Genomic DNA, 21,897 nt, shown 5'->3' with positions numbered 1-21,897 from the left:
AATGAGACTTTCAGATACACATATAAAAGAATATTTAAACGATGGGCGGATTGTTATTGAGCCAGCGCCAACCAGTGAAATGATTTCAGGGGTGACTGCGGATCTTCGTTTGGGTAATAAGTTTAGAACTTTTCATGCCCATAATGCTGCTTACGTTGACTTAAGTGGACCAAAAGATCAGCTCAATAAAGCGTTAGAATCAATAATGAGCGACGAAATTGTATTAGATGAAGGTGAAGCATTCTTTTTACACCCTGGTGAGCTTGCATTAGCAATAACCTATGAAAAAGTAACGTTACCTGCTGATATTGTTGGCTGGTTAGATGGACGTTCGTCACTGGCACGTTTAGGTTTAATGGTGCATGTCACCGCACACAGAATCGACCCTGGTTGGAGTGGTAATATTGTCTTAGAGTTTTACAACTCGGGTAAACTGCCGCTTGCGCTCAGACCTATGATGAAGATTGGTGCAATGAGTTTTGAAACGCTCACCGGCCCATGTGAAAACCCGTATAACACCCGTGTTGATGCAAAATATAAAGATCAAAATAGCGCGGTGGCAAGTCGTATCAGTGATGATAAATAGTAATTCTGATTTTTAGAAACGATTACTATGTTTGTTGATGAAGCGCGTAACCTAATAATTGAAAATATTGGTTAAGTGCTTCATTGGCTTGTAGCGTTTGGCTAAGCTCAGGGTAAATTAAATTATTACTGCTTAATCCACTGACCAAAAAGCTATTTTTTATTGTTTGGTGCTGATTTATACAGGCTTCAAAACACCGAGCTGCAAGCTCCTCTGGCATACTCATGTATTGCTGCTTGTGTGCCTTATCAAACGCGATACAGCGTTGTACAAATTCATTCGCATCTTCCCCGTTTCGCGCTAAAAATACCTGCTTATAAAATTGATTAAGTGCATCATTAAGTGGATGGCTCAAATCAGGAGAGTTTGATAGCCATAACTTAGAGGCGAAACCAAAGCGGGTTTTTGATTTAAACAAATGCTCACTAATATGATGGTCGAATGCATGAAACCACTCATGGGCTAAAGCACCGCCGCCTGCGTTTTTTGCCAGTGCGAGAGTTTGGTCATAAGCATTATAGTGTGCTTGCACACCTTTTTGTCCGCCATGGCCAAAGGCAAAATTAAGTTTACCGCGAAGGCCAATTGCTGTTGGTGGTAAATGTAAAATTTGCGCTAAATCAGCCAGTGCATCATAAATTAAATTGGCACTAATAAAGCGCTCTTCTTTAGTCACCCACTTACCAACCACCATCGAACGAAAACCAAAAGTCGTTCTAATATCGCTAAAATCAACTTGGTCGTCAAAACGATAGTCAGGGCCTTGGCGTGAGAATCCGCGCTTTAATCGAGAAGGGGTATTACGCATTAGTTATTTCATTTTTAATTACAGGTAACGTGCTTTTACGTGAGCGGGCATATGTTGGGTTTGTTTGGTAATTAATTCATCTAATAAATCATACAACGGCGCCGGATTGAGTGCTTCAATAAGCGATAAACTATGCGCTACTGCCTCTAGCGTTGACAAGCTATCTGCTCTTGGGGCTTTACGAATAGCATAGCGGTTAGTAGGAATATGGCGAAAGCTTACTGTTTTAAACTGTTTTAATAGCGGAGTTAATTGCAAAATTTTAAAAGCTTTATTCCATGTTCCATCGATCACTATTAAATGCGTAATCGGTTGTACGTTTTCATTGTTATTGGCTAAATCTAACTCAATTGCGCCCTCGTTTGGGTAGAGTAACACCGTTGAGCTGAGCGGCAGCTTTTGCAAGCAAGCAAAGTCTTGATTATTTTCGCCTTTAATTATTTTGCATCGCGTTAAACTTAATGCCAATAACTGTGCCGTATTTTTACTAATTTTTGCTTCACTGGGGTGCTGTAACACAACAACCTGAGTTTGATTATCAACACAGGTGATTGCATTGCAAATACAGGTGCTTAGCGAAAAATTACAGCGTTCACAAAGTGCACGTGCCATAAGCTAACCATTCGATTAATACATTTAACCTAATTATACATTTTTGCATTAATAAAGTTGGTTTTTTTTGTGCTTAGATATAGAGTAAGAGATGAAAGAGAAATCGCAGGACCGCATTAAAGGGCATTAATATGACAGAGATCAGTATCGACGAATCCGCTTTAGAAAGTATGGAATCGCTATTAGGTGAACAATTTCCAGATACGTTGGAATTTTGTTGTGCGGAATTTGAGCGCTTAGGAAGCGAAACTATTGCAGCGCTTGGGCAAGATAAAGAGGCTGCTATTCGCCATTCTCATAGCCTTAAATCAAATGCAGCTCAGTTTGGAGCGGCAAGTTTAGCCGAAGTGGCACGTTTAATTGAATATAATTTAAATAATGATAACGAGGAACAGGCTGTTGATGCAGCAAATAATTTAATGGCGCAAGTTATTGGCTCACAAGCAAAATTAAATGAGTGGCAAGCTCAGCGGTAAGCTCGTTTAAAAAGAACAGAATAGAATGTTAACGTGAATTTTTTTCAGTTTTAAGCGCTTAATTTCCCTAGTAATTCACGGCTTTACTGAGTTAGTCTTAAGACTAACTTGCTCTTTAGAGGTAACAATGTCAGAAATAAAAAAGAGTCATAAATTAGACGGCGTCTGTTATGACATCCGTGGTCCCGTTTTAGTGCAAGCTAAAAAAATGGAAGACGAGGGCCAAAAAGTACTTAAGCTTAATATTGGTAACCCCGCGGCATTTGGTTTTGATATGCCAGAAGATATGCACCGTGACATTATCCGTAATTTATATTCTGCTCAAGGCTATTGTGATTCTAAAGGGCTTTACTCTGCGCGTGTTGCTATTTATCAGCATTACCAACAGCGAGGTTTACACAACTTAGACGTTGATAATATTTACATTGGCAACGGTGTGAGTGAACTTATTCAAATGGTTACCCAAGCGTTGTTAAATAATGACGATGAAGTATTAATTCCTGCACCCGATTATCCGCTTTGGACTGCATCGGTAAAGCTAGCAGGCGGTAACCCTGTTCACTATTTATGTGATGAAGAGCAAGATTGGTTTCCTGATATTGATGATATTAAAAGCAAAATCACCTCGAAAACTAAAGCATTGGTGTTAATAAACCCTAATAATCCAACAGGGGCAGTGTACAGTGATGCCTTGCTTGAAGAATTGATCAACATTGCCCGAGAGCACAAACTTTTACTATTAAGTGACGAAATATACGAGAAAATCCTATACGACGGAGTTACCCATACCTCTATTGGTGCATTGTGCGACGATATTCCCATTATTACGTTTAACGGTTTAGCTAAGACATATCGCGCCGCTGGTCTTAGAATGGGTTGGATGGTGCTAAGCGGGCGCACTGCCTTAATGACAGATTTAATTAAAGGCCTCGATATTCTTGCCTCAATGCGTTTATGCGCAAACGTCCCTGCTCAATATGCCATTCAGCAAGCATTGGGTGGGGTACAATCCATTGACAGTTTAATTGACCCCGGAGGTCGCTTATACGAGCAACGAGATATTGCTTGGCGTGGATTAAATGCAATTGAGGGGATAAGCTGTAAAAAGCCAAAAGGGGCGCTGTATGCATTTCCCAAAGTTGATACAAAATTGTTTAATATTAAAAATGATGAACAAATGATGTTTGACTTGTTAAAGGCAGAAAAAATATTATTAGTACATGGGCGCGCTTTTAACTGGCCAGATCCCGATCATTTTAGATTGGTGTTTTTACCTAATAAAGATGATCTAAGCAGTGCAATGATGAAAATGCAGCGGTTCTTCAAAGATTACCGACAAGAATAAAGTAAAAAACGAGCCAAATGGCTCGTTTTTTGGTTAATGCACTAAAGTAAATGGCCGTGTTTCAAAGCATGTAATAGGGCATTCCATTCGCTGTCTTGGAATGCCAGCTTCCATAAAAACGTGCCCTTGCACAGTAAAGCCGTTATTTTTGAATCGTTCTACTTCATTTAAAATACAGTTAATACTGACAGCCTCAATACCTTGCTCTTCGGCAAGCTTTACAATGAAATTAAGTAGAGATTTATAAACGTTGCGATTGCGGTGCTGGGGTAGTACGGCAATTCTACCTATTAAACCATCATTACATAATCGACCTGTGGCAACAGGTGAGTGCATATTATCGGTAACCAGAATATGTTGAGCGAACGCATCTAAGCTATCAAATTCAATATTCTTTGGAATATGTAATTCGTAAACAAAAACACGCTCTCTTATTTGTTGAAGTTGATCTTTTTCACTTTGCCAATCAACTTTGTCAACAGTATAAACCATAGCCTCCTCCTAGCTAAACCAAATCCCCTCATTTACCAGTGTAGTAAAGGTTTCGATAAAATCTAGGCTAGGTGTGGTTGAATTCAGCAAGCTGCTATCAAATTCAATAAAATCAGTTAGCTGTTTTACAGCCTCTAAATCAGATAGCGGTAAAGGGTAGTTTTCGCCATTAACACTTAAAAGCAGCTCATCACCTATGCATTGGTAAATTGCACGCGTGCCACCAACACGCTCAAATGTCACATCATTTTCAAGTTGTTGCATAATTTCAGCTGTACTAAACGGGTTTTCTTCAGGCGCTAAATCCATATCATGCTTAGGTTGACTTAATGTGTTTCCTAACCAGTTTTTAAATAAGTTGTCGTTTTCTATTAAAGCCTGCATTAACGTTTTTACTTTATCAACTTCGCTTTGCGTAAGCTCACCTTTTGAATCACGTAGCGCGAGGGTATGGTCCGTGTAACGCTTTTGGCCGCTTTCTGTGTCAATAATATGATCTGCAAAACTAGACAGTAAATCTTGTTGATTAGGCGCTCTAAATCCGACCGAGTAGTTTAAAGCATTTTCAATGGCATAGCCTTCATGCGGACAACCTGGTGGTATGTACAAAATGTCACCAGGCTCTAAAACACAATCAATTACTGCGGTGAAAGCTTCAACTTGTAGCAAGCTTTTATTTTGAGCAAATTGCTTTAATGAGGCGTCAGGTAAGCCTACACGCCAATGGCGTTTGCCTTCACCTTGTATAATAAATACATCATATTGATCTAAGTGTGGTCCAACACCACCGCCAGGGGTTGAGTAGCTGATCATTAAATCATCTATGCGCCAGTTAGGAATAAAACGAAATGGTTCAAGCAATTGTGCGGCTTCTGGGTGCCAATGATCGACTGCTTGTACTAATAAAGTAGCGTGCTCGTCGGTGAGTATTTCAAAATCTTCAAACGGCCCTTGATGGGACTGCCATTGCTGGTTATGGTTGGTTATAATACGCGACTCTATGCTGTCTTCCATAGCAAGGCCTGCCAGTTCATTGGCATCAAGAGGGTCTTTAAAGTCATTAAAACCTCTTTTGATTAACAGTGGCTTTTTTTGCCAATATTGATTTAAAAACGCTTGCTCAGATAATTCATTTATTTTTAATTGATACATAGAATGCCTATAACGTTAAGACCTAAATGAAAAAAGCGAAAGGCAGGTACCTTTCGCTTTTTATTAGTAGATTTGAGTAATTAAACTAAATCATCAATAAACTCAACAGCGCGACCAATGTAGTTGGCTGGGGTTAGCTTTTTCATTTCTGCTTTTGCAGCGTCTGGTAAATCTAAACCATCAATGAAGTCAGCCATAATTTCTTGATTTACACGTTTACCACGCGTTAAATCTTTTAGCTTTTCATATGGCTTTTCAATGCCGTATTTACGCATTACTGTTTGAATTGGCTCTGCTAATAGCTCCCAGTTTTGGTCAAGCTCATCGGCTAATCGCTGTTCGTTAACTTCTAGCTTGCTTACACCTTTAAGTGTTGATTGGTATGCAATAACAGCATAACCCATACCTACACCTAAATTACGTAATACGGTTGAGTCAGTTAAATCACGTTGCCAACGAGAAACAGGCAGCTTTTGCGCTAAGTGACCTAATATGGCATTAGCTAAACCTAAGTTACCTTCTGAGTTTTCAAAATCAATAGGGTTTACTTTATGTGGCATAGTTGATGAGCCAATTTCACCAGCAATGGTTTTTTGCTTGAAGTGATTAAGCGCAATGTATCCCCACATATCGCGGTCAAAATCGAGCAATATAGTATTAAAACGCGCAATAGCATCAAATAGTTCTGCAATGTAGTCATGCGGTTCAATTTGTGTGGTAAACGGGTTAAGTGTTAAACCTAGGCTAGCTACAAATTTATCTGCGTGAGTATGCCAGTCGTAATCAGGGTAAGCACTTAGGTGAGCATTGTAGTTACCTACAGCACCATTTACTTTGCCTAGCATTTCTACTTGGGCAATTTGATCACGTTGACGCTTTAAACGCATGTATACGTTTGCAAACTCTTTACCCATAGTTGATGGGGTTGCAGGTTGCCCATGCGTACGGGTCATCATTGGAATGGCTTTGTATTCAACAGCTTTTTCTTTAATTGCGCTTAATAGCTCATCGCAATAAGGTAAAATAACATTGTTACGTGCTTCACTTAACATTAAACCGTGAGATAGATTATTAATATCTTCAGATGTACATGCAAAGTGAATAAATTCATTAATGGCATGTAATTCAGCGTTATCAGCTACTTTTTCTTTTAGTAGGTACTCTACGGCTTTTACATCATGGTTAGTGGTGCGTTCAATGTCTTTAACACGCTGCGCATCGGCTTCACAGAAGTTATCGACGATAGCATTTAATAGTCCGTTTGCTTGCTCGCTTAAAGCTGGGACTTCTTTTATATCGCTTGCTGCAGCTAACGCTTGCAACCAACGCACTTCAACGGTTACGCGGTATTTGATTAATCCAAATTCGCTAAAAATACTGCGTAGTTCAGTGGTTTTGCTGCCGTAGCGACCATCAACCGGAGAGATAGCCGTTAACGCTGAAAGCTCCATAATAACTCCTAAATTTTAGTTTGAACGATAATTAAATTTTTGTTTTAGCAATGGCGAGAATTTTTCTTTTTGCAAAAAAGAAATGACGACGTTTGCCGCCCATTTGACGCCATAATACTGCACTACGAATGCCGGCTAAAAGTAACGCACGGATTTTGTTTTGAGTGAGCTGCTGTTTTAATAACTCGGGTTTACCATAAACCTGGATTCGGTGCCCAAGGGGGCTTAGCACCGACGAGTATATATCTGCTAAACCGGCAACAACACTGTCATCAGTAATAGCAAAATGATCTAAACGACGATGAATATCATCAATACGTTTACCTAATTCATTGAGGCTCTTACTATTGGCACTAAGGGCTCGCTCTAACTGCATTAAGCCACCCACGTATTTAACTATTTCAACATCTTTTTGAGCACCGGCACTCAGTTGTGCCATTAATGTTTTATAGCCATCACGCAAATTTTGTGTGCCTTGGTATACATCCTCAGGAGAGGCGGGTGAGGTTTGCACAATACTTGATAACAACGTTGATAAGTCATGTTCATCACAACGACCGTATTGAGCAACCTTTTGTACTTGTTTTGCTACTTGGCACATGGCAGCAAGTGCCATGACTTGATGTTGATTCATTACTTAATCACCGAATCAATAATACCACCGCCTAAACAGACTTCATCAGCGTAAAATACGGCGGATTGTCCTGGGGTAACGGCTTTTTGCGGCTCATCAAACAATACGCGTGCCATACCATCTTCTCCAACGAGTAATGTACAGCTTAAGTCTTCTTGACGGTAGCGAGTTTTAACGGTGCAGCGAGTTGTACCTTGCGGGCCAACGCGATCTACCCAGTGTAATTGGTTTGCATTAAGGCCGTTACTGTACAAGCGAGGGTGATCTTTACCTTGACCAACAACAAGAACATTTCGTTCTATATCTTTATCTACCACGTACCATGGTTCGCCCGAGCCTTCTTTCATGCCACCAATTAATAAACCTTTACGCTGGCCAAGGGTGTGATACATCAAGCCTTCATGCTCACCTACATTGTTACCATCGGTGTCTTCAATTACTCCAGGTTGTGCAGGCAAAAACTTTTGCAGAAAATCTTTGAATTTACGCTCGCCAATGAAACAAATGCCGGTGCTGTCTTTTTTATCATGGGTAATTAAATCCTGTTCTTCAGCAATGCGGCGTACTTCTGGTTTGGCAATATCTCCGACAGGAAATAGTGTTTGCGCAATATGCTCATGGCTTAGTGTATACAAAAAGTAGCTTTGATCTTTGTTATCGTCTAGGCCTCGGCACATTACGTATTTGTCATCGCGTAGCTCTCGGCGCACATAGTGACCAGTTGCAATAAAATCAGCACCAAGTGCTTGCGCAGCAAACTCTAAAAACGCTTTAAATTTTATTTCTTTATTACACATTATATCTGGGTTGGGTGTACGACCCGCTTTGTATTCTGCTAAAAAGTATTCAAATACATTATCCCAGTATTCAGCAGCAAAATTAACGGTATGAAGTTCAATGCCTAACTTGTCACATACAGCTTGTGCATCTTTTAAATCTTCAGCAGCAGCGCAATATTCATCATTGTCATCTTCTTCCCAGTTCTTCATAAACAAGCCTTCTACTTGGTAGCCTTGCTGTTTTAATAAATATGCAGATACAGAAGAATCAACACCGCCGGACATACCAACGATGACTTTAATGTGACTATTTTCGCTCATGAATAATTTCGCTTATACAGATTACTGTTAACTTGGAAAGGCCGCGATTATAGCATGTATTTTGTTGGTGCTTAAAGAGAGGATGGGGGATTGAATAGATTTTGTTGTAACTTTTTCCATCCAATGGTTAGTAAGGCGTAGTTTGGTGTGTAATTTACTCATTTTTAGGCTAATGAAAAGGAATGAATTATATTGATGGCTTCATACTTTGTAAGTTGCTTTTGTCGTATTTAATTACGTAGCGCTATTCTTCATTAACAAAACTTTACATTTGAGATTACCTACCATATCTTAATTAGTATCTAAACACGTAAATACTTAAATAACCTAAAATATAATCAATGGAATGAATATATGAATTACGCCTCGCAATCACATTTGGTTAAGTCGTTTGTGCTGGATACGTCCGAAAAAACGGTGTCAAATCTTACTTTTGAAGACGATTATTCACTACAGCAATTCAAAGAATCAGCTTATAAGTTATTCTATGACATTATAACTGTGCCAGCTCCCTATCTTTATCAAGAGCCTAATCCGATTGTTGAGCTGTTTAGGCTTATAGAATCCTCTCTAGGCTCTTTAAAATCATCACAAAAGGCAATTTTAAGCCAGTTAGAGAAATGGTGGGTAGAGTGGCATTTTGTCGCTTCAATGAATGTATCGCTTGAACGTGAAAACAAAGAACAAGACTATAATGTTATAAGCACTACCCAACACCCTATGCGCAAGCATGAGCTGAGTCATTATGCGCGGTTATTCACGATTCTACCCTTACCGGTATGTGATGTTTGTATGGTAACTGGTGATATTTTAAAAGTGAACCAACGTTTTATTGATGTATTTGGTTACACGTTACAAGACGTACCTAATCTTAATGTTTGGTGGAAATTAGCCTACCCTGAAAAAGATTACAGAACATTTGCACAAACGTTATGGCAGGAGTCACTTGAGCAAGCCAATCAAAAATAATGATGATATTCCAGCTAATGATTACAGAATTTCTTGTAAAGATGGCAGTGAGATTGTGATGCAAGTTTCTGGTATCAGTGTTGAAGGAGAATTTATTGCTATATTCAACGATGCTACTGAGCGTTTAAAAACTCAAGAAATACTCAGTGATATGGCGTTTTTAGACTCACTCACTAAAATAGCCAACAGGCGGCGCTTTGATGAAAAACTAACGTCTGAATTTAACAAGTTATCGAACGAGCATCGTGAGCTTTCGATGATCATTATTGATATCGATAATTTTAAAAAGTATAACGACCGGTATGGTCATCTCGAAGGAGATAAATGTTTATTTCAAGTTGCGCAAAAATTAGCTGAAACTGTCTGCAGGCCAGAAGATTTTGTTGCGCGATTCGGAGGAGAAGAGTTTGTCGTGCTGTTACCTCAAACAGGTAAGCAAGGGGCATTATTTATTGCCGAACAAATACAAAAATCGATTGAAAAAATGGCCATTCCCCACAAAGACAGCTTTACTGGTATATTGTCTGTCAGTATGGGAATAAACACCATAGAGCATGAACACGATGGCGATCATGCACAATTTTTTAAACAAGCAGATAACGCACTTTATTACGCGAAAAAACAAGGAAGAAATTGTATTGCTTTAGCTACAGATAATTAGATAATTAACGCAACTTGATGGTTAATTATCAATTTCTTTGAATTCTCCGCTATTTATTCCCTCTAGCGTGTATTTACCGATACTGTAGCGAATTAAACGCAAAGTAGGGTGGCCAACATGAGCTGTCATACGTCTAACTTGACGATTTCTGCCTTCGTTAATTGTAATACTTAGCCATGATGTAGGTATTGATTTACGCTCTCGCACAGGAGGAGTCCTTGGCCAAAGCGCTGGTTCATTCATTAAAGTTACTTCAGCGGGCAAGGTGATGCCATCTTTTAGTTCGACACCTTTATTTAAAGCATCGATAGATGCTTGTGTTGGGATCCCTTCAACCTGAACCCAATAGGTTTTGTTGGTTTTTTTACCAGGCGATGTGAGCGTATTTTGTAACTTGCCGCAGTTTGTTAATAACAACAACCCTTCGCTGTCCCTGTCTAAACGACCTGCTGCGTAAACATCTTTTATAGAAATAAAATTAGCCAATGTTTGCCTATTTTGATCGTCAGTGAACTGGCAAAGAACATCATAAGGTTTATTAAATAAAATGACTTTTTTATCGCTCTGCGCTATTGCCGGCTTTATTGGTCTTTTTACTGTCCTTTTATTGATACCACTTCGAGAGTAAGTACGGCCTGTATTGCGCTTACCCTTTGAGGAGGGCGAATGTTCAGTTTTATGCTTCATTAAATACACCGTGCAGGTTTAGGTAAACCCGCAATTTTAGTTGCTTGTTTGGCTGGCCCTTTAGGAAAAAGTTTGTATAAGTACATGCTGTTCCCTTTATCCTCACCGAGTGCTTTAGCCATGGCTTTGACTAACATTCTAATGGCTGGACTAGTGTTATATTCAAGATAAAACTCTCGCACAAAGTTAACAACTTCCCAATGCTGCTCAGTTAATGTGATGTTTTCTTGCTCTGCAATAACATTGGCTAACTCTTTTGACCAAACAGTATGATCTAGCAAATAACCTTGTTTATCAGTGTCTATTGTTTGATTATTAAATTCCAACATGGTTCACCAAGTAATTGATTGTTTTGCAGTTAAACTGAGGGTAACGAACTCATCATAGCTAATTGCTTTGTCGTTCATATTTAATGATATATCTCGAGCTTCTGCATCATCTTTTAAAATATAAAGTGAGTCAGCAAATTGTCTATATTGCCCTTTTGCAAAGCAAGCGTCACCCACGAGTAAAACACTGTCTGTGAGCATAATTAGATTGTCTAAGCTGTGGGTACTGTAGTAATTCAGTGGTTTTGAAAAAATATGTAAAGTACTCATAGGGTCACCACATGCTGCTGATTGTGAATTAACTGTTTTTGGGCATTAAAGTTTACTATGTTTGCCTCAATGAGTAGTTCACTTTTACTTAAACCATAATCAATCAGTGACTTTTCACACACATAAATATTTTCAATATCATAGATTTCCAACATTTTAATGTTTTTAAAAAAATCTTTGATACCTAAACTATTTGGCTTTTGGTTTTTTTTAAGCGCTAACACAGCTGGGCCGCTAAACAACCAGCTAATATTTTGATCTACGGCAGCAAAAATAAGGGTCATATCAAGTGCATCGCGGATATGCATGTCATCAAATGGGCTTGACTGACTAATTACGAGTACATTAATCATTTAAATTGTATCCATTTATCTGCTTCACTGGCCAGCATGGCAAATTCAGCTAAGCCTGCAACAGCAAATGCGCCGGTATTCTTTATATCTAAGCCTCGCTTTTCAGCCGCAGTAACGCATAACATTAGTTTTATATTTTTTTCAGCCAGTTGCTGCCAAAGCGAGGGAGTACTCAACTCATCTGAGGCTAACTCAAAATGAGTTGAAGCATGATAAATACCATCTTGGTATAAAAATAACGCATCAACGCTATGTCCCTGCGCTAGGCAGGCATGAGCAAACTTAACAATACGTTGAGTGGTATCGTGATCTGATGGTGGAGTATGTAAAGAAAGTACAAAGCGTGCCAAAACTATTCCAATAAAAAAGCCCCAATAAAGGGGCTATTTTAACAGAACTATTTAATTAGTCATTATTTGCGCCAAGTAAGGCAAGTAATGAAGTAAATAGGTTATATACGCTAAGGTATAAAGATACAGTTGCACGGATATAATTTGTTTCGCCGCCGTTAATGATTCTGCTCGTATCGAACAAAATTAGGCCAGACATGATTAATACAACTGCTGCGTTTAGAACCATAAACATTAACGAGCTACCTAAGAAAATATTTACAATACTTGCCACGATAACCACGATTAAGCCTACAGTTAAAAAGCCACCCATAAATGAGAAGTCTTTTTTAGTGTTAAGTGCATAAGCAGATAAACCAAAGAAGATTAACGCCGTAGAACCTAGCGCTTGCATAATTAGCATAGGGCCATTAGGTAATTGCGCGTAGTGATTTAGTAGAGGGCCTAAGCCGGCTCCCATTAATCCTGTAAACGCAAACACCCAAAATACACCAGATGCTGTATCTGCTTTTTTATTAACAACAAAAAGTAGACCAAATGAAACTAGTGTGAATACAAGTCCCATAAAGTAAGGTAATTGCAGTGCCATTGAAATACCGGCAGTGACTGCACTAAATGCAAGTGTCATTGCAAGTAAGAAATAAGTGTTTTTAAGCACTTTGTTTGTTTCAATGGTCGACATTACCGGCTTTGCAGTATTGTACGATTGATTAAACGCCATTGTAGAGCTCCTGTAAGTGAAACTAAGTAGTTCCTGTAATTTAACTAAAATTAGATTACCAACTCTTATATGTTTGGGCAAACCTTTGTAGATCAATAGACAACTAAATTTAAATAAAAGTTCATTTGCCGGTTAGGATTTGCTCTCATTGCTTTATGTTTAAACAAATTAGTTGTTTTTTAATCACTTGAACAAAAAAATGAAAAAAAAGCTTCACAAAGCCCAAGGGTTTCCCTATTATTCAGGCCGTGCGGAGAGATGGCAGAGTGGTCGAATGCACCGGTCTTGAAAACCGGCAGGGGTTTATAGCCCCTCTAGGGTTCAAATCCCTATCTCTCCACCACCTTATTAAAATAATTATGAGTACACTCTTACTTGTAGATTATGCACTTTCGGAGAGATGGCAGAGTGGTCGAATGCACCGGTCTTGAAAACCGGCAGGGGTTTATAGCCCCTCTAGGGTTCAAATCCCTATCTCTCCACCATTATCAGATAAGCCCGCTATTTGCGGGCTTTTTTGTGCCTCATATTCGCTATACCTTCTTCAAAACCAAGCATATTCAGTTAGAAAATACGACCATAGTCTCTATTTATAAGCTTTGGCTCTTAGTGCATGCTTAGAAATTAAAGATTTATGTTTTTGTTAAGGATCTTACAATGAAACATCAACTCGCAAAAAGTGTCGCACTTTCATTATTATCTCCCGTTATTATTGGCAGTATGTTGGGGATTTACTACGCATTGACTATGCGTGGTGACGCTGTTTCTATTTTTTTAGGACTATTAATGACCGCTATTGCTAACGCGCATATAGTAGGGTTAACGATGGCCGCGTTTGTAGTACCGGGTTATTTACTTATGTTTAAGTATTCTAAGGTAAATTATTCTGGAGTTTTAACACTGGGCTTGCTGGGAGGCGCTATTTTTAGTTATCTTTTGAGCGCCACTACAGGCGAGATCTTTTTAATTAATAGTGTGATGTCAGGGTTTGCCGCTGGACTGTTTTTATTCGGCCTGCGTAAATCGGTACAAAGTTAATTGCGGAATATTTAATCAAGTGTGTCGTAAAACCATGTAATTTCCTTTTTTTTACCCGCAAAAGGTTTCAATTTTTAGTGACAAAGAGTACCTTTAGCTACTGTATGTTTAATAAGAAGTAGTTTGGTATGCAAAAGCACGATTTTTACCAGTCATTAGTTAAGCAAACTGAATCGCTGATAGGCGGTGAATCAAACATAATTGCCAATATGGCAAATATAAGCGCGCTGTTATTTACCTCTTTAGAAGATGTGAATTGGGCGGGCTTTTATTTTATGGATTCACCATCAGAATTGGTACTTGGTCCATTTCAAGGCAATCCAGCTTGTATTCGTATTCCAGTAGGAAAAGGGGTATGTGGCACTGCTGCGGCGACCGAGCAAACCCAATTAATTTCAGATGTGCATGCTTTTGACGGTCATATAGCCTGTGATGCAGCATCAAATTCTGAGATAGTTGTACCTATCATGAAAAATGGATCTGTATTTGCGGTACTAGACATAGATAGCCCAAGTATTGGCCGATTTGATACTGATGACCAAGCAGGGCTTGAAGCACTTGTAAAATGCTTAGAGGCTAGCCTGTAATGAAAGACTTGCTAAATGTTCAAGACTACCTTTTTGCCGTTCAAGATGTTGGTGATTGGGAAGGGGATGAAGAACATGTAGCGGAAACGCTCAATGATTTGATTCACATGGCATGGGATCGTCTTCCTGATGATTTAGACTGTGATTCAATTGATGAAATTATAAATGGTATTTGGGAACATTTACGTGGTGATATGGCTGTGATTGAAGCTGACTTTGAAGAGTTAGTTGATTGGTGTATCCACTATGTTGATTCTGCCCTTGATGAAAAGATGTGATTAAATAGGTTCTAAAATGGAAACCACAAACAAGCTAAAAGATATTAATGAAGTATTGGAGTTCTTATACCAAGAATTTCCACAATGTTTTAAACAAAAAGAGGGCATTCAGCCGCTTAAAGTAGGTATTTTCAAAGATATCGCTGAGCGCATTGAAGGGTCTGAAAAAGTTAGTAAGACACAAGTTCGTCAAGCACTTAGAAAATACACCTCTAACTGGCGCTACCTTGAGGCAGTTACTAAATCTGAATTTAGAATCGATCTTGACGGAAATCAAGGCGAAAAAGTTGAGCAAGAGCATATTGACCACGCACAAAAAGCGTTGGAAGAAAGCCGTGCTAAAATGGCAAAGCGTAAAAAGCAGCAGCGTCCTCGTCAAGATTCAGATGCAAAATCTTTCAAAAAGAAACCAGCTCATGCGGCTAAAAACTCACCGGCTGCAACAAAACCTGCAAAAGCCGCTGCACCTAAGCGTTCAGGAAAAGTTGAACCTTTACCTGCAGGCGAGGTCAAGGTTAATAATAAGGTTAAGGTTAAACTTGGCCAAGCACTTGTTAATGCAGTCATCACTGAAGTAAACAAAGACGATGTTCACGTTGAATTAGTGACCGGTATGCAAGTTAAAACCAAAGCCGACAGCTTATACATTATTTAAGCTGCGAAAAAAATTAAGGAGTTGTGTATGAGTAAAAAGTTTACGCTCATTCCGTTAGTTGCTGCGCTGTTTTCAGGTTCATTATTGGCTGCAGTAGAGCCGGTAACATTAAAAGACTTACCTTTGCTTAAGCAAGAAAGTCAGCACGGTACAGCCAGTAAACGAGTGGCTAATCTATTTACTCGTTCGCATTACACACCTGTTCGATTTAACGATGAGCTTTCAAGTAAAGTGTTTGATCGTTACATCGAATCCCTTGATTTTAATAAAAGCGTGTTTTTGAAAAGCGATATTGACTCTTTTGAGCAATATCGTGAGCGTTTCGATAACGCGCTTATTAGCGGCAAGTTAGGGTTTACATTTGATATTTTCAACTTAAGCCTTAAACGTCGTTTTGAACGTTACGAATTTTCGCTTTCATTACTTGAAAATGAAATGACGTTCGACACTGAAGATGAATACTTTTATGACCGTGAAGATGCGCCATGGGCGACTACGCAAGCTGAATTAGATGAAATTTGGCGCGAGCGTGTAAAATATGATGCATTACGGTTAAAAATGACAGGTAAAGATTGGCCTGGCATAAAAGACGTGCTGACCAAGCGTTATAAAAACGCAGAAAAGCGTCTTGTACAATCAAAATCTGAAGATGCATTTCAAATTGTAATGAATTCACTTGCACGTAGTATTGAAGCACATACTTCATACTTATCTCCACGTCGTGCAGAGCAGTTCAAAATGGATATGGATCTTGAGCTTGAAGGCATTGGTGCGGTATTAACGCCTGATGAAGACTATACGGTAATTCGTAGTTTAGTGCCTGGAGGCCCGGCAGACAAATCTGAGCAAATTAAAGCCGATGACCGCATTATTGGTGTGGCTCAAGATGGCGAAGAGTTTGTTGATGTAATTGGCTGGCGTTTAGATGATGTGGTTGATTTAATAAAAGGCCCCAAAGGCACTAAAGTGCGTTTGCAATACCTAAAGGGTGCGGATGCTCACGGTACGCCAAAAGTGGTTGAAATTACCCGTGATAAAATCCGTCTAGAAGACAGAGCTGCCAAATCAGAAGTGTTTGAAGCCAGTTATTCTGATTTAACCAGCAAAATTGGTGTAATAGAAATTCCTGGTTTTTACAATAACTTATCTAAAGATGTAAAAGTCGAGTTGGCTAAACTCAAAGAACAAAACGTAGACGGAATTATTATTGATTTACGTCAAAATGGCGGCGGTTCATTATATGAAGCTACGCAGTTATCAGGTTTGTTTTTTGATCAAGGTCCAGTAGTACAAATTCATACCTTAAACAACCGTATTGAAGAGCAAAAAGACCGTGACGGCATTACTTATTATGATGGCCCGTTAACAGTGCTTGTTGATAGGTACAGCGCATCCGCGTCTGAAATTTTTGCCGCAGCAATGCAAGATTATGGCCGCGCCGTTATCATTGGTGAGCAAACCTTTGGTAAAGGGACCGTGCAGCAGCATAAAGGTTTAGCGCGTGCTTATGACTTATACGATAACCCATTAGGTAGTGTGCAATATACGATTGCAAAGTTTTACCGCATTAATGGTGGTAGTACACAGCATAAAGGGGTGATCCCAGACATTACTTTCCCATCAGCCATTGACCCTGCAGAATGGGGTGAAAGTAAACAAGATAATGCCTTGCCGTGGGATAGCATAGTAAAAGCAAAGTATAAGCAAATAGGGCGTTTAAACCCTATTATCAGTGTACTTGAAAAGCAGCATAATGAGCGTATTAAAGCCGAACCTGAATTTAATTATGTGTTTGAAGATATCGCTCGCTACAACGAAGAAAAAGATCGTAAAACAATTTCTTTGGTTGAGAAAAAGCGCATTAAAGAAAAAGAAGAAAATGAGGCACGCGCACTAGCCCGTACTAATGAGCGCTTAAATCGTTTAGGTAAAGAGCCAATAGAAAATCTGGACGATGTACCAGAGGTGATTGAAGAGCTTGACCCATTTCTTGAAGAAGCTGCACTTATTACACAAGATTATATTAAATATGGTCGCGTAGCTAAGCGCTAAAATAAGCTTCACTTTGCAAAAAAAAAGGCGCCTAGGCGCCTTTTTTACTATCGATAATTTGCTAAATTGTTATAATCGCGGATTACCAAAAGTTGAGCTAGATCAATAGTGCTCAATAAATGCGCGTACGTGCTAATAAAAATAATCAACATGCATCGAATGTGTGTAGGAGTCTATATTTTGAAGCCAATTGAAGAAAAACCACTTAAAAGTGCCTCGTTTTTTGATGCACTCATTCCAATTGCTGTATTAATTTGTTTATTAGGTGCCGCTGTGTACTTATTTGGTGATGACTCATCGTCAGGTCCAAATCAAATTGCCTTGTTATTTGCAACATTCGCTGCGGCGTTAATTGGTTTAAAAAATGGCTACACATGGAAAAAATTAGAAGATGCAATGATTGAGGGGATCACTTTATCTCTTAGTGCGATTTTAATCTTACTCATGGTAGGGGCATTAATCGGAACTTGGCTATTATCAGGAACCGTTCCGACATTAATTTATTACGGTCTACAAATTATCAATCCCAGCTGGTTTTACGCCGCGAGTTGTTTAATTTGTGGCATTGTAGCAATGAGTATTGGAAGTTCATGGACTACAGCTGCAACTATAGGTGTTGCGTTACTCGGTGTTGCTTCAGGACTGGGTTTAGAGCCGACAGTTACCGCGGGTGCTGTAATATCAGGCGCTTATTTTGGCGATAAGCTTAGTCCATTATCGGAAACAACCAATTTAGCTCCAGCCGTTGCTGGTGCAGATTTGTTTGAACATATTCATCATATGCTTTGGACTACAGTACCCAGCTTTGTCATTGCATTAATCATCTTTATTTTCATGGGCTTTAACGCTACTGCTGCGGGAGAGGCGGGTCAAATAGAGCAAATAACTGCAATTCTTCAGCAAAACTTTAACATTGGCTTAGAAATGTTGGTGCCGTTAATTGTATTACTCGCATTAGCTATTCGAAAAATGCCAGCGTTTCCGGCGATTTCTATTGGTGCCGTGATTGGCGCGGTGTGGGCAATGTTATTTCAATCGGACTTAATTGCTAGCCAAATAGACATGACTCAGGGTGAGTTTGTCGGTTATTTCAAACTAGTTTGGACCACCTTTTTTGATGGCTTCACAATTAATACGGGCGATGCAAAAATGGACTCGTTACTGAGTGGTGGCGGCATGTCTGGTATGCTAACCACTACATGGTTGATCATGACAGCACTGATGTTTGGTGCGATTATGGAGAAAACAGGGCTACTTGATATTTTTGTTAAAAGTATTCTAAAAATAGCAAAAAGCACTGGCTCTCTTATCGCCTCAACCATTGCAACGTGTATTGGTACCAATGTAATTGCTGCGGACCAGTATATTGCCATTGTGGTGCCTGGGCGGATGTTTAAAGAAGAATACAAAAAGCGTGGTTTAAAGCCTGTTAACTTATCTCGTACTCTAGAAGATGGCGGCACAATTACCAGCCCACTAATACCATGGAATACCTGTGGTGCGTATATGCAAAGTGTTCTATTAATCAATCCGTTTGATTACGCGCTTTATGCTTTCTTTAACCTTATAAATCCTTTCTTAGCCGTTATTTACGCTTACTTAGGAATTAAGATACTACGTATTAAACCTAAACAAACGGCTTAATTTAAGTAGCTCCTTTTATCACTAAAAGGGGCTATTTTTTTGGAGTGAACATGACTGAACTACAAAAACCTCAAGCAGAATACCTAAAAGACTACCAAGCCCCTCATTTTTCAATCGAACACACTGAGCTGACATTTGATTTACAGCCATTAAAAACTCAAGTAAATGCTTTATTAACGCTTAAGCGCGTTGGCGATTCAAATGCGCCACTGGTATTAGATGGCATAGACTTAACTTTGATCTCTTTGTCGGTAGAGGGTGAAGAGCTCACAGATTATAAAATTATAAATCAGCAATTAATCATTAATAACTTACCTGATGAATGTCAGCTAAGCATAGTGACGCAAACATCACCACAAACCAATACTTCACTTGAGGGGTTGTACTTATCTGGCGGGGCTTACTGTACCCAATGTGAAGCGCAAGGGTTTAGAAAAATAACCTATTATATGGACCGTCCTGATGTCCTTTCAACTTTTGATGTTACTATCATTGCAGATACAACATTCCCGCATTTACTCTCAAATGGTAATCAAGTTGATAGCGGTGAAACGCAAGATGGACGTCATTTTGTAAAATGGCAAGACCCATTCAAAAAGCCAAGCTACTTGTTCGCTTTAGTGGCAGGGGACTTTGATGTTTTACACGACAAGTACACAACTCGTAGTGGTAAAGACGTCACCTTAGCGTTATTTGTTGATAAAGGAAATTTACCAAAAACAGAGCATGCCATGACGTCGCTAAAAAAAGCGATGGCTTGGGATGAAACTCGTTTTAATTTAGAGTACGACCTTGATATTTATATGATTGTTGCCGTTGATTTTTTCAATATGGGAGCAATGGAAAATAAAGGGTTAAATATTTTTAACAGTAAATGCGTGTTGGCAAATCAAGAAACGGCAACTGATAAAGATTACCACACCATTGAGTCTATTGTTGGCCACGAGTACTTTCATAACTGGACCGGAAATCGTGTAACTTGTCGTGACTGGTTTCAATTGTCTTTAAAAGAAGGCTTGACGGTATTTCGTGACCAAGAATTTAGTAGTGATTTAGGCTCTCGTGCGCTTAATAGAATTGATGCTGTAAAAGTGATGCGTACTCATCAGTTTAGTGAAGATGCAGGCCCTATGGCTCATCCGATACGTCCAGAAAAGGTAATTGAAATGAATAACTTTTACACTGTGACTGTATACGACAAAGGGGCAGAAGTAATTCGCATGATGCATACCCTTTTAGGTGAGCAAAACTTTCAAAAAGGCATGTCTTTGTACTTTGAACGCCATGATGGGCAAGCGGTGACCTGTGATGACTTTGTTGTAGCAATGAGTGATGCATCATCCATTGATTTATCACAATTTAAGCGTTGGTATAACCATTGTGGTACACCTCGCCTGAACGTAACTAAAAAGTATGATGAAGCTGCGCAAACGTTTTCGCTTATCGTAGAGCAGCTTACGCCAGCGAATCAGCCTGACAATGCAATGTTACATATTCCTTTTGCTATTGAGCTTTTAGACTCTCAAGGGCAGAGTATTGCATTACAGTACCAAGGCAAGCAGCTTGATCATGTACTGGATGTAACAAATAGCTCGCAAACATTTCACTTTGATAATATTCACAGTAACCCAACCGCTGTATTGCTCGAAGATTTTTCAGCCCCATGTATTTTAAATCAATCTATTAGTGAAGCGGATTTATTACATATTATGCGTTTTGCGCGTAGCGACTTTTCACGCTGGGATGCACAACAGCAGTTATTTATTAACGCACTTAAAGCCAATGTTACTTCAGCAAGTAAGACTCCTTTGAGTGAAGATGTGATTGATGCACTTCGCGCATTGCTATCTCAGCGTGAGGGCGATTTAGCGCTAGTTGCTGAACTGTTGAAGTTGCCAAGTTTTGATACCTTAGCTGCTGAATTTGAAATAATACCGGTAGATCAAATAACGGCTAATATTGAGTTATTTGAACAACAAATTGCCACGCAATTGCACAGTGAATTTTTAAGCTGTTACCAAGCCATTACCGATGATGGCAGTGTGAGTGCCCAAGCGGTAGCAATACGTGCGCTCAAACAGCTGTGCCTTCACTATTTGGCAAAAACCGACAGTGTTGAGGCGGCAAGTTTAATTGAGCAGGCTGCATCTTCAACAAATATGACCAATGTACTCGGTGCGTTAAGCAGTGTGGTTAAAGCAGCTCACCCATTGTCGGATCAATTACTCGAGCATTTTGACGCTCAATGGCGCCATGATGTATTAGTAATGGATAAGTGGTTTGCTTTGCAAGCGATGAACTCTGCTGAAGATGCTATCGAGAAAATAAAAGCCTTGTACTCGCATCCTTGCTTTGATTTTTCGAATCCAAACCGAGTACGTGCATTAGTGGGCAGCTTTTCTCATTTTAATACCGCACAGTTTCATCGTTTAGATGGCACGGGCTATACATTACTTGGCGATTTATTGATTAAGCTTAATGCGATTAATCCGCAAAATGCATCTCGTATGTTAACGCCGTTTATGTCGTGGCGTCGTTATGATGAAACCCGTGCAACTGCAATGAGGGCCCAACTAGAGCGATTAGCTAACTTAGAAGGGTTAAGCGACGACTTATTTGAAAAGGTTGAAAAAGCCTTACAATAAAT

General features: G+C 39.3%; 23 protein-coding genes, 2 tRNA genes and 1 pseudogene. 13 read left to right on the top strand and 13 right to left on the bottom strand.

The window, feature by feature from the left end:
* Position 1 precedes the first annotated feature (1 nt).
* The gene (gene dcd / locus FLM54_RS08520) at positions 2-586 is read left to right on the top strand and encodes a dCTP deaminase (RefSeq protein ID WP_138606022.1); all 585 of its coding nucleotides are present in this window, start codon (positions 2-4) and stop codon (positions 584-586) included.
* 25 nt (positions 587-611) lie between these two features.
* On the opposite strand, the gene FLM54_RS08515 is transcribed toward dcd, so the two are convergent.
* Positions 612-1,394, bottom strand: a complete 783-nt coding sequence (locus tag FLM54_RS08515; RefSeq protein ID WP_138606024.1) for a CLCA_X family protein — start codon at positions 1,392-1,394, stop codon at positions 612-614.
* A gap of 18 nt (positions 1,395-1,412) precedes the next feature.
* Complete coding sequence (locus FLM54_RS08510) at positions 1,413-2,006, bottom strand: tRNA-uridine aminocarboxypropyltransferase (RefSeq protein ID WP_178956150.1); 594 nt, start codon at positions 2,004-2,006, stop codon at positions 1,413-1,415.
* Between the two features lie 131 nt (positions 2,007-2,137).
* Here FLM54_RS08510 and FLM54_RS08505 point away from each other — a divergent pair, with 131 nt between their 5' ends.
* Together FLM54_RS08505 and FLM54_RS08500 are read left to right on the top strand one after the other, a co-directional pair.
* Entirely contained in the window at positions 2,138-2,482 is a 345-nt protein-coding gene (locus FLM54_RS08505; RefSeq protein ID WP_138606028.1) for an Hpt domain-containing protein, read from the top strand.
* A gap of 127 nt (positions 2,483-2,609) precedes the next feature.
* Positions 2,610-3,827 carry a pyridoxal phosphate-dependent aminotransferase gene (locus FLM54_RS08500; protein WP_010390182.1) on the top strand — a complete coding sequence of 406 codons (1,218 nt, stop codon included), beginning with the start codon at positions 2,610-2,612 and terminating at the stop codon, positions 3,825-3,827.
* A 33-nt stretch (positions 3,828-3,860) separates the two neighbouring features.
* Here the strand turns inward: FLM54_RS08500 and FLM54_RS08495 are convergent, their stop codons facing one another.
* From FLM54_RS08495 to mnmA, 5 genes are all read right to left on the bottom strand, one after another.
* Positions 3,861-4,319: a GNAT family N-acetyltransferase gene (locus FLM54_RS08495; protein ID WP_138606032.1), complete on the bottom strand. Its 459-nt coding sequence runs from the start codon at positions 4,317-4,319 to the stop codon at positions 3,861-3,863.
* A 9-nt stretch (positions 4,320-4,328) separates the two neighbouring features.
* Positions 4,329-5,471, bottom strand: a complete 1,143-nt coding sequence (locus FLM54_RS08490; protein ID WP_178956149.1) for a cupin domain-containing protein — start codon at positions 5,469-5,471, stop codon at positions 4,329-4,331.
* Positions 5,472-5,551: 80 nt separating this feature from the next.
* On the bottom strand, positions 5,552-6,922 hold the full coding sequence (gene purB, locus FLM54_RS08485; RefSeq protein WP_055012554.1) for an adenylosuccinate lyase: 1,371 nt from the start codon (positions 6,920-6,922) through the stop codon (positions 5,552-5,554).
* A 31-nt stretch (positions 6,923-6,953) separates the two neighbouring features.
* A complete protein-coding gene (gene hflD, locus FLM54_RS08480; RefSeq protein ID WP_055012553.1) occupies positions 6,954-7,556 on the bottom strand; it encodes a high frequency lysogenization protein HflD in 603 nt (200 codons plus the stop codon).
* Complete coding sequence (mnmA, locus tag FLM54_RS08475) at positions 7,556-8,656, bottom strand: tRNA 2-thiouridine(34) synthase MnmA (RefSeq protein WP_010390175.1); 1,101 nt, start codon at positions 8,654-8,656, stop codon at positions 7,556-7,558. The genes hflD and mnmA overlap by 1 nt, the downstream gene beginning before the upstream one ends.
* A gap of 354 nt (positions 8,657-9,010) precedes the next feature.
* Between mnmA and FLM54_RS18965 the strand changes: the two are divergent.
* Positions 9,011-10,286: pseudogene (locus FLM54_RS18965) on the top strand (diguanylate cyclase).
* Between the two features lie 21 nt (positions 10,287-10,307).
* Here the strand turns inward: FLM54_RS18965 and FLM54_RS08465 are convergent.
* The 6 genes from FLM54_RS08465 to FLM54_RS08440 are packed head-to-tail and all read right to left on the bottom strand — an operon-like array spanning position 10,308 to position 12,996.
* Positions 10,308-10,973: a pseudouridine synthase gene (locus FLM54_RS08465; RefSeq protein ID WP_178956148.1), complete on the bottom strand. Its 666-nt coding sequence runs from the start codon at positions 10,971-10,973 to the stop codon at positions 10,308-10,310.
* Complete coding sequence (locus tag FLM54_RS08460; protein ID WP_010390172.1) at positions 10,973-11,302, bottom strand: TusE/DsrC/DsvC family sulfur relay protein; 330 nt, start codon at positions 11,300-11,302, stop codon at positions 10,973-10,975. The genes FLM54_RS08465 and FLM54_RS08460 overlap by 1 nt, the downstream gene beginning before the upstream one ends.
* A 3-nt stretch (positions 11,303-11,305) precedes the next feature.
* Positions 11,306-11,572: a DsrH/TusB family sulfur metabolism protein gene (locus FLM54_RS08455; RefSeq protein ID WP_010390171.1), complete on the bottom strand. Its 267-nt coding sequence runs from the start codon at positions 11,570-11,572 to the stop codon at positions 11,306-11,308.
* On the bottom strand, positions 11,569-11,925 hold the full coding sequence (gene tusC / locus FLM54_RS08450) for a sulfurtransferase complex subunit TusC (protein WP_178956147.1): 357 nt from the start codon (positions 11,923-11,925) through the stop codon (positions 11,569-11,571). The genes FLM54_RS08455 and tusC overlap by 4 nt, the downstream gene beginning before the upstream one ends.
* Positions 11,922-12,275 carry a sulfurtransferase complex subunit TusD gene (tusD, locus tag FLM54_RS08445; RefSeq protein WP_178956146.1) on the bottom strand — a complete coding sequence of 118 codons (354 nt, stop codon included), beginning with the start codon at positions 12,273-12,275 and terminating at the stop codon, positions 11,922-11,924. The genes tusC and tusD overlap by 4 nt, the downstream gene beginning before the upstream one ends.
* Before the next feature lie 55 nt (positions 12,276-12,330).
* Positions 12,331-12,996: a Bax inhibitor-1/YccA family protein gene (locus FLM54_RS08440; RefSeq protein WP_008112034.1), complete on the bottom strand. Its 666-nt coding sequence runs from the start codon at positions 12,994-12,996 to the stop codon at positions 12,331-12,333.
* A 252-nt stretch (positions 12,997-13,248) separates the two neighbouring features.
* Here FLM54_RS08440 and FLM54_RS08435 point away from each other — a divergent pair.
* The 9 genes from FLM54_RS08435 to pepN all read left to right on the top strand — a co-directional run bounded on the left by FLM54_RS08435 (position 13,249) and on the right by pepN (position 21,895).
* Positions 13,249-13,339, top strand: a tRNA-Ser gene (locus tag FLM54_RS08435).
* A 51-nt stretch (positions 13,340-13,390) separates the two neighbouring features.
* Positions 13,391-13,481: transfer RNA gene (locus FLM54_RS08430), tRNA-Ser, on the top strand.
* A 172-nt stretch (positions 13,482-13,653) separates the two neighbouring features.
* Positions 13,654-14,034, top strand: a complete 381-nt coding sequence (locus tag FLM54_RS08425; protein WP_008112036.1) for a hypothetical protein — start codon at positions 13,654-13,656, stop codon at positions 14,032-14,034.
* A gap of 128 nt (positions 14,035-14,162) precedes the next feature.
* A complete protein-coding gene (locus tag FLM54_RS08420) occupies positions 14,163-14,621 on the top strand; it encodes a GAF domain-containing protein (RefSeq protein WP_054201014.1) in 459 nt (152 codons plus the stop codon).
* A complete protein-coding gene (locus FLM54_RS08415; RefSeq protein ID WP_138606053.1) occupies positions 14,621-14,899 on the top strand; it encodes a hypothetical protein in 279 nt (92 codons plus the stop codon). Before FLM54_RS08420 ends, FLM54_RS08415 begins: the two co-directional genes overlap by 1 nt.
* Before the next feature lie 16 nt (positions 14,900-14,915).
* Entirely contained in the window at positions 14,916-15,554 is a 639-nt protein-coding gene (gene proQ / locus FLM54_RS08410; RefSeq protein ID WP_178956145.1) for an RNA chaperone ProQ, read from the top strand.
* Positions 15,555-15,581: 27 nt separating this feature from the next.
* On the top strand, positions 15,582-17,606 hold the full coding sequence (prc, locus tag FLM54_RS08405; RefSeq protein ID WP_178956144.1) for a carboxy terminal-processing peptidase: 2,025 nt from the start codon (positions 15,582-15,584) through the stop codon (positions 17,604-17,606).
* 159 nt (positions 17,607-17,765) lie between these two features.
* Positions 17,766-19,250, top strand: coding sequence for a Na+/H+ antiporter NhaC (gene nhaC / locus FLM54_RS08400; RefSeq protein ID WP_138606189.1), 1,485 nt, complete (start codon positions 17,766-17,768; stop codon positions 19,248-19,250).
* Between the two features lie 50 nt (positions 19,251-19,300).
* Complete coding sequence (gene pepN, locus FLM54_RS08395; protein WP_178956143.1) at positions 19,301-21,895, top strand: aminopeptidase N; 2,595 nt, start codon at positions 19,301-19,303, stop codon at positions 21,893-21,895.
* The last annotated feature ends 2 nt before the right edge of the window (positions 21,896-21,897 follow it).

Source organism: Pseudoalteromonas sp. Scap25 (assembly GCF_013394125.1).
In the GTDB taxonomy this organism is placed as follows: domain Bacteria; phylum Pseudomonadota; class Gammaproteobacteria; order Enterobacterales; family Alteromonadaceae; genus Pseudoalteromonas.
This window is presented reverse-complemented; position numbering and strand designations above follow the sequence as displayed.

Excerpts from the sequence above, each read along its gene's own strand:
- mnmA (WP_010390175.1), bottom strand. The coding sequence starts at position 8,656 with ATGAGCGAAAATAGTCACATTAAAGTCATCGTTGGTATGTCCGGCGGT.
- pepN (WP_178956143.1), top strand. The coding sequence starts at position 19,301 with ATGACTGAACTACAAAAACCTCAAGCAGAATACCTAAAAGACTACCAA.
- FLM54_RS08505 (WP_138606028.1), top strand. The coding sequence starts at position 2,138 with ATGACAGAGATCAGTATCGACGAATCCGCTTTAGAAAGTATGGAATCG.
- FLM54_RS08515 (WP_138606024.1), bottom strand. The coding sequence starts at position 1,394 with ATGCGTAATACCCCTTCTCGATTAAAGCGCGGATTCTCACGCCAAGGC.
- dcd (WP_138606022.1), top strand. The coding sequence starts at position 2 with ATGAGACTTTCAGATACACATATAAAAGAATATTTAAACGATGGGCGG.
- FLM54_RS08500 (WP_010390182.1), top strand. The coding sequence starts at position 2,610 with ATGTCAGAAATAAAAAAGAGTCATAAATTAGACGGCGTCTGTTATGAC.
- hflD (WP_055012553.1), bottom strand. The coding sequence starts at position 7,556 with ATGAATCAACATCAAGTCATGGCACTTGCTGCCATGTGCCAAGTAGCA.
- nhaC (WP_138606189.1), top strand. The coding sequence starts at position 17,766 with ATGTGTGTAGGAGTCTATATTTTGAAGCCAATTGAAGAAAAACCACTT.
- FLM54_RS08465 (WP_178956148.1), bottom strand. The coding sequence starts at position 10,973 with ATGAAGCATAAAACTGAACATTCGCCCTCCTCAAAGGGTAAGCGCAAT.
- FLM54_RS08425 (WP_008112036.1), top strand. The coding sequence starts at position 13,654 with ATGAAACATCAACTCGCAAAAAGTGTCGCACTTTCATTATTATCTCCC.
- FLM54_RS08420 (WP_054201014.1), top strand. The coding sequence starts at position 14,163 with ATGCAAAAGCACGATTTTTACCAGTCATTAGTTAAGCAAACTGAATCG.
- tusC (WP_178956147.1), bottom strand. The coding sequence starts at position 11,925 with ATGATTAATGTACTCGTAATTAGTCAGTCAAGCCCATTTGATGACATG.
- FLM54_RS08490 (WP_178956149.1), bottom strand. The coding sequence starts at position 5,471 with ATGTATCAATTAAAAATAAATGAATTATCTGAGCAAGCGTTTTTAAAT.
- purB (WP_055012554.1), bottom strand. The coding sequence starts at position 6,922 with ATGGAGCTTTCAGCGTTAACGGCTATCTCTCCGGTTGATGGTCGCTAC.
- FLM54_RS08455 (WP_010390171.1), bottom strand. The coding sequence starts at position 11,572 with ATGAGTACTTTACATATTTTTTCAAAACCACTGAATTACTACAGTACC.
- FLM54_RS08510 (WP_178956150.1), bottom strand. The coding sequence starts at position 2,006 with ATGGCACGTGCACTTTGTGAACGCTGTAATTTTTCGCTAAGCACCTGT.
- FLM54_RS08495 (WP_138606032.1), bottom strand. The coding sequence starts at position 4,319 with ATGGTTTATACTGTTGACAAAGTTGATTGGCAAAGTGAAAAAGATCAA.
- prc (WP_178956144.1), top strand. The coding sequence starts at position 15,582 with ATGAGTAAAAAGTTTACGCTCATTCCGTTAGTTGCTGCGCTGTTTTCA.
- FLM54_RS08440 (WP_008112034.1), bottom strand. The coding sequence starts at position 12,996 with ATGGCGTTTAATCAATCGTACAATACTGCAAAGCCGGTAATGTCGACC.
- FLM54_RS08460 (WP_010390172.1), bottom strand. The coding sequence starts at position 11,302 with ATGTTGGAATTTAATAATCAAACAATAGACACTGATAAACAAGGTTAT.
- FLM54_RS08415 (WP_138606053.1), top strand. The coding sequence starts at position 14,621 with ATGAAAGACTTGCTAAATGTTCAAGACTACCTTTTTGCCGTTCAAGAT.
- proQ (WP_178956145.1), top strand. The coding sequence starts at position 14,916 with ATGGAAACCACAAACAAGCTAAAAGATATTAATGAAGTATTGGAGTTC.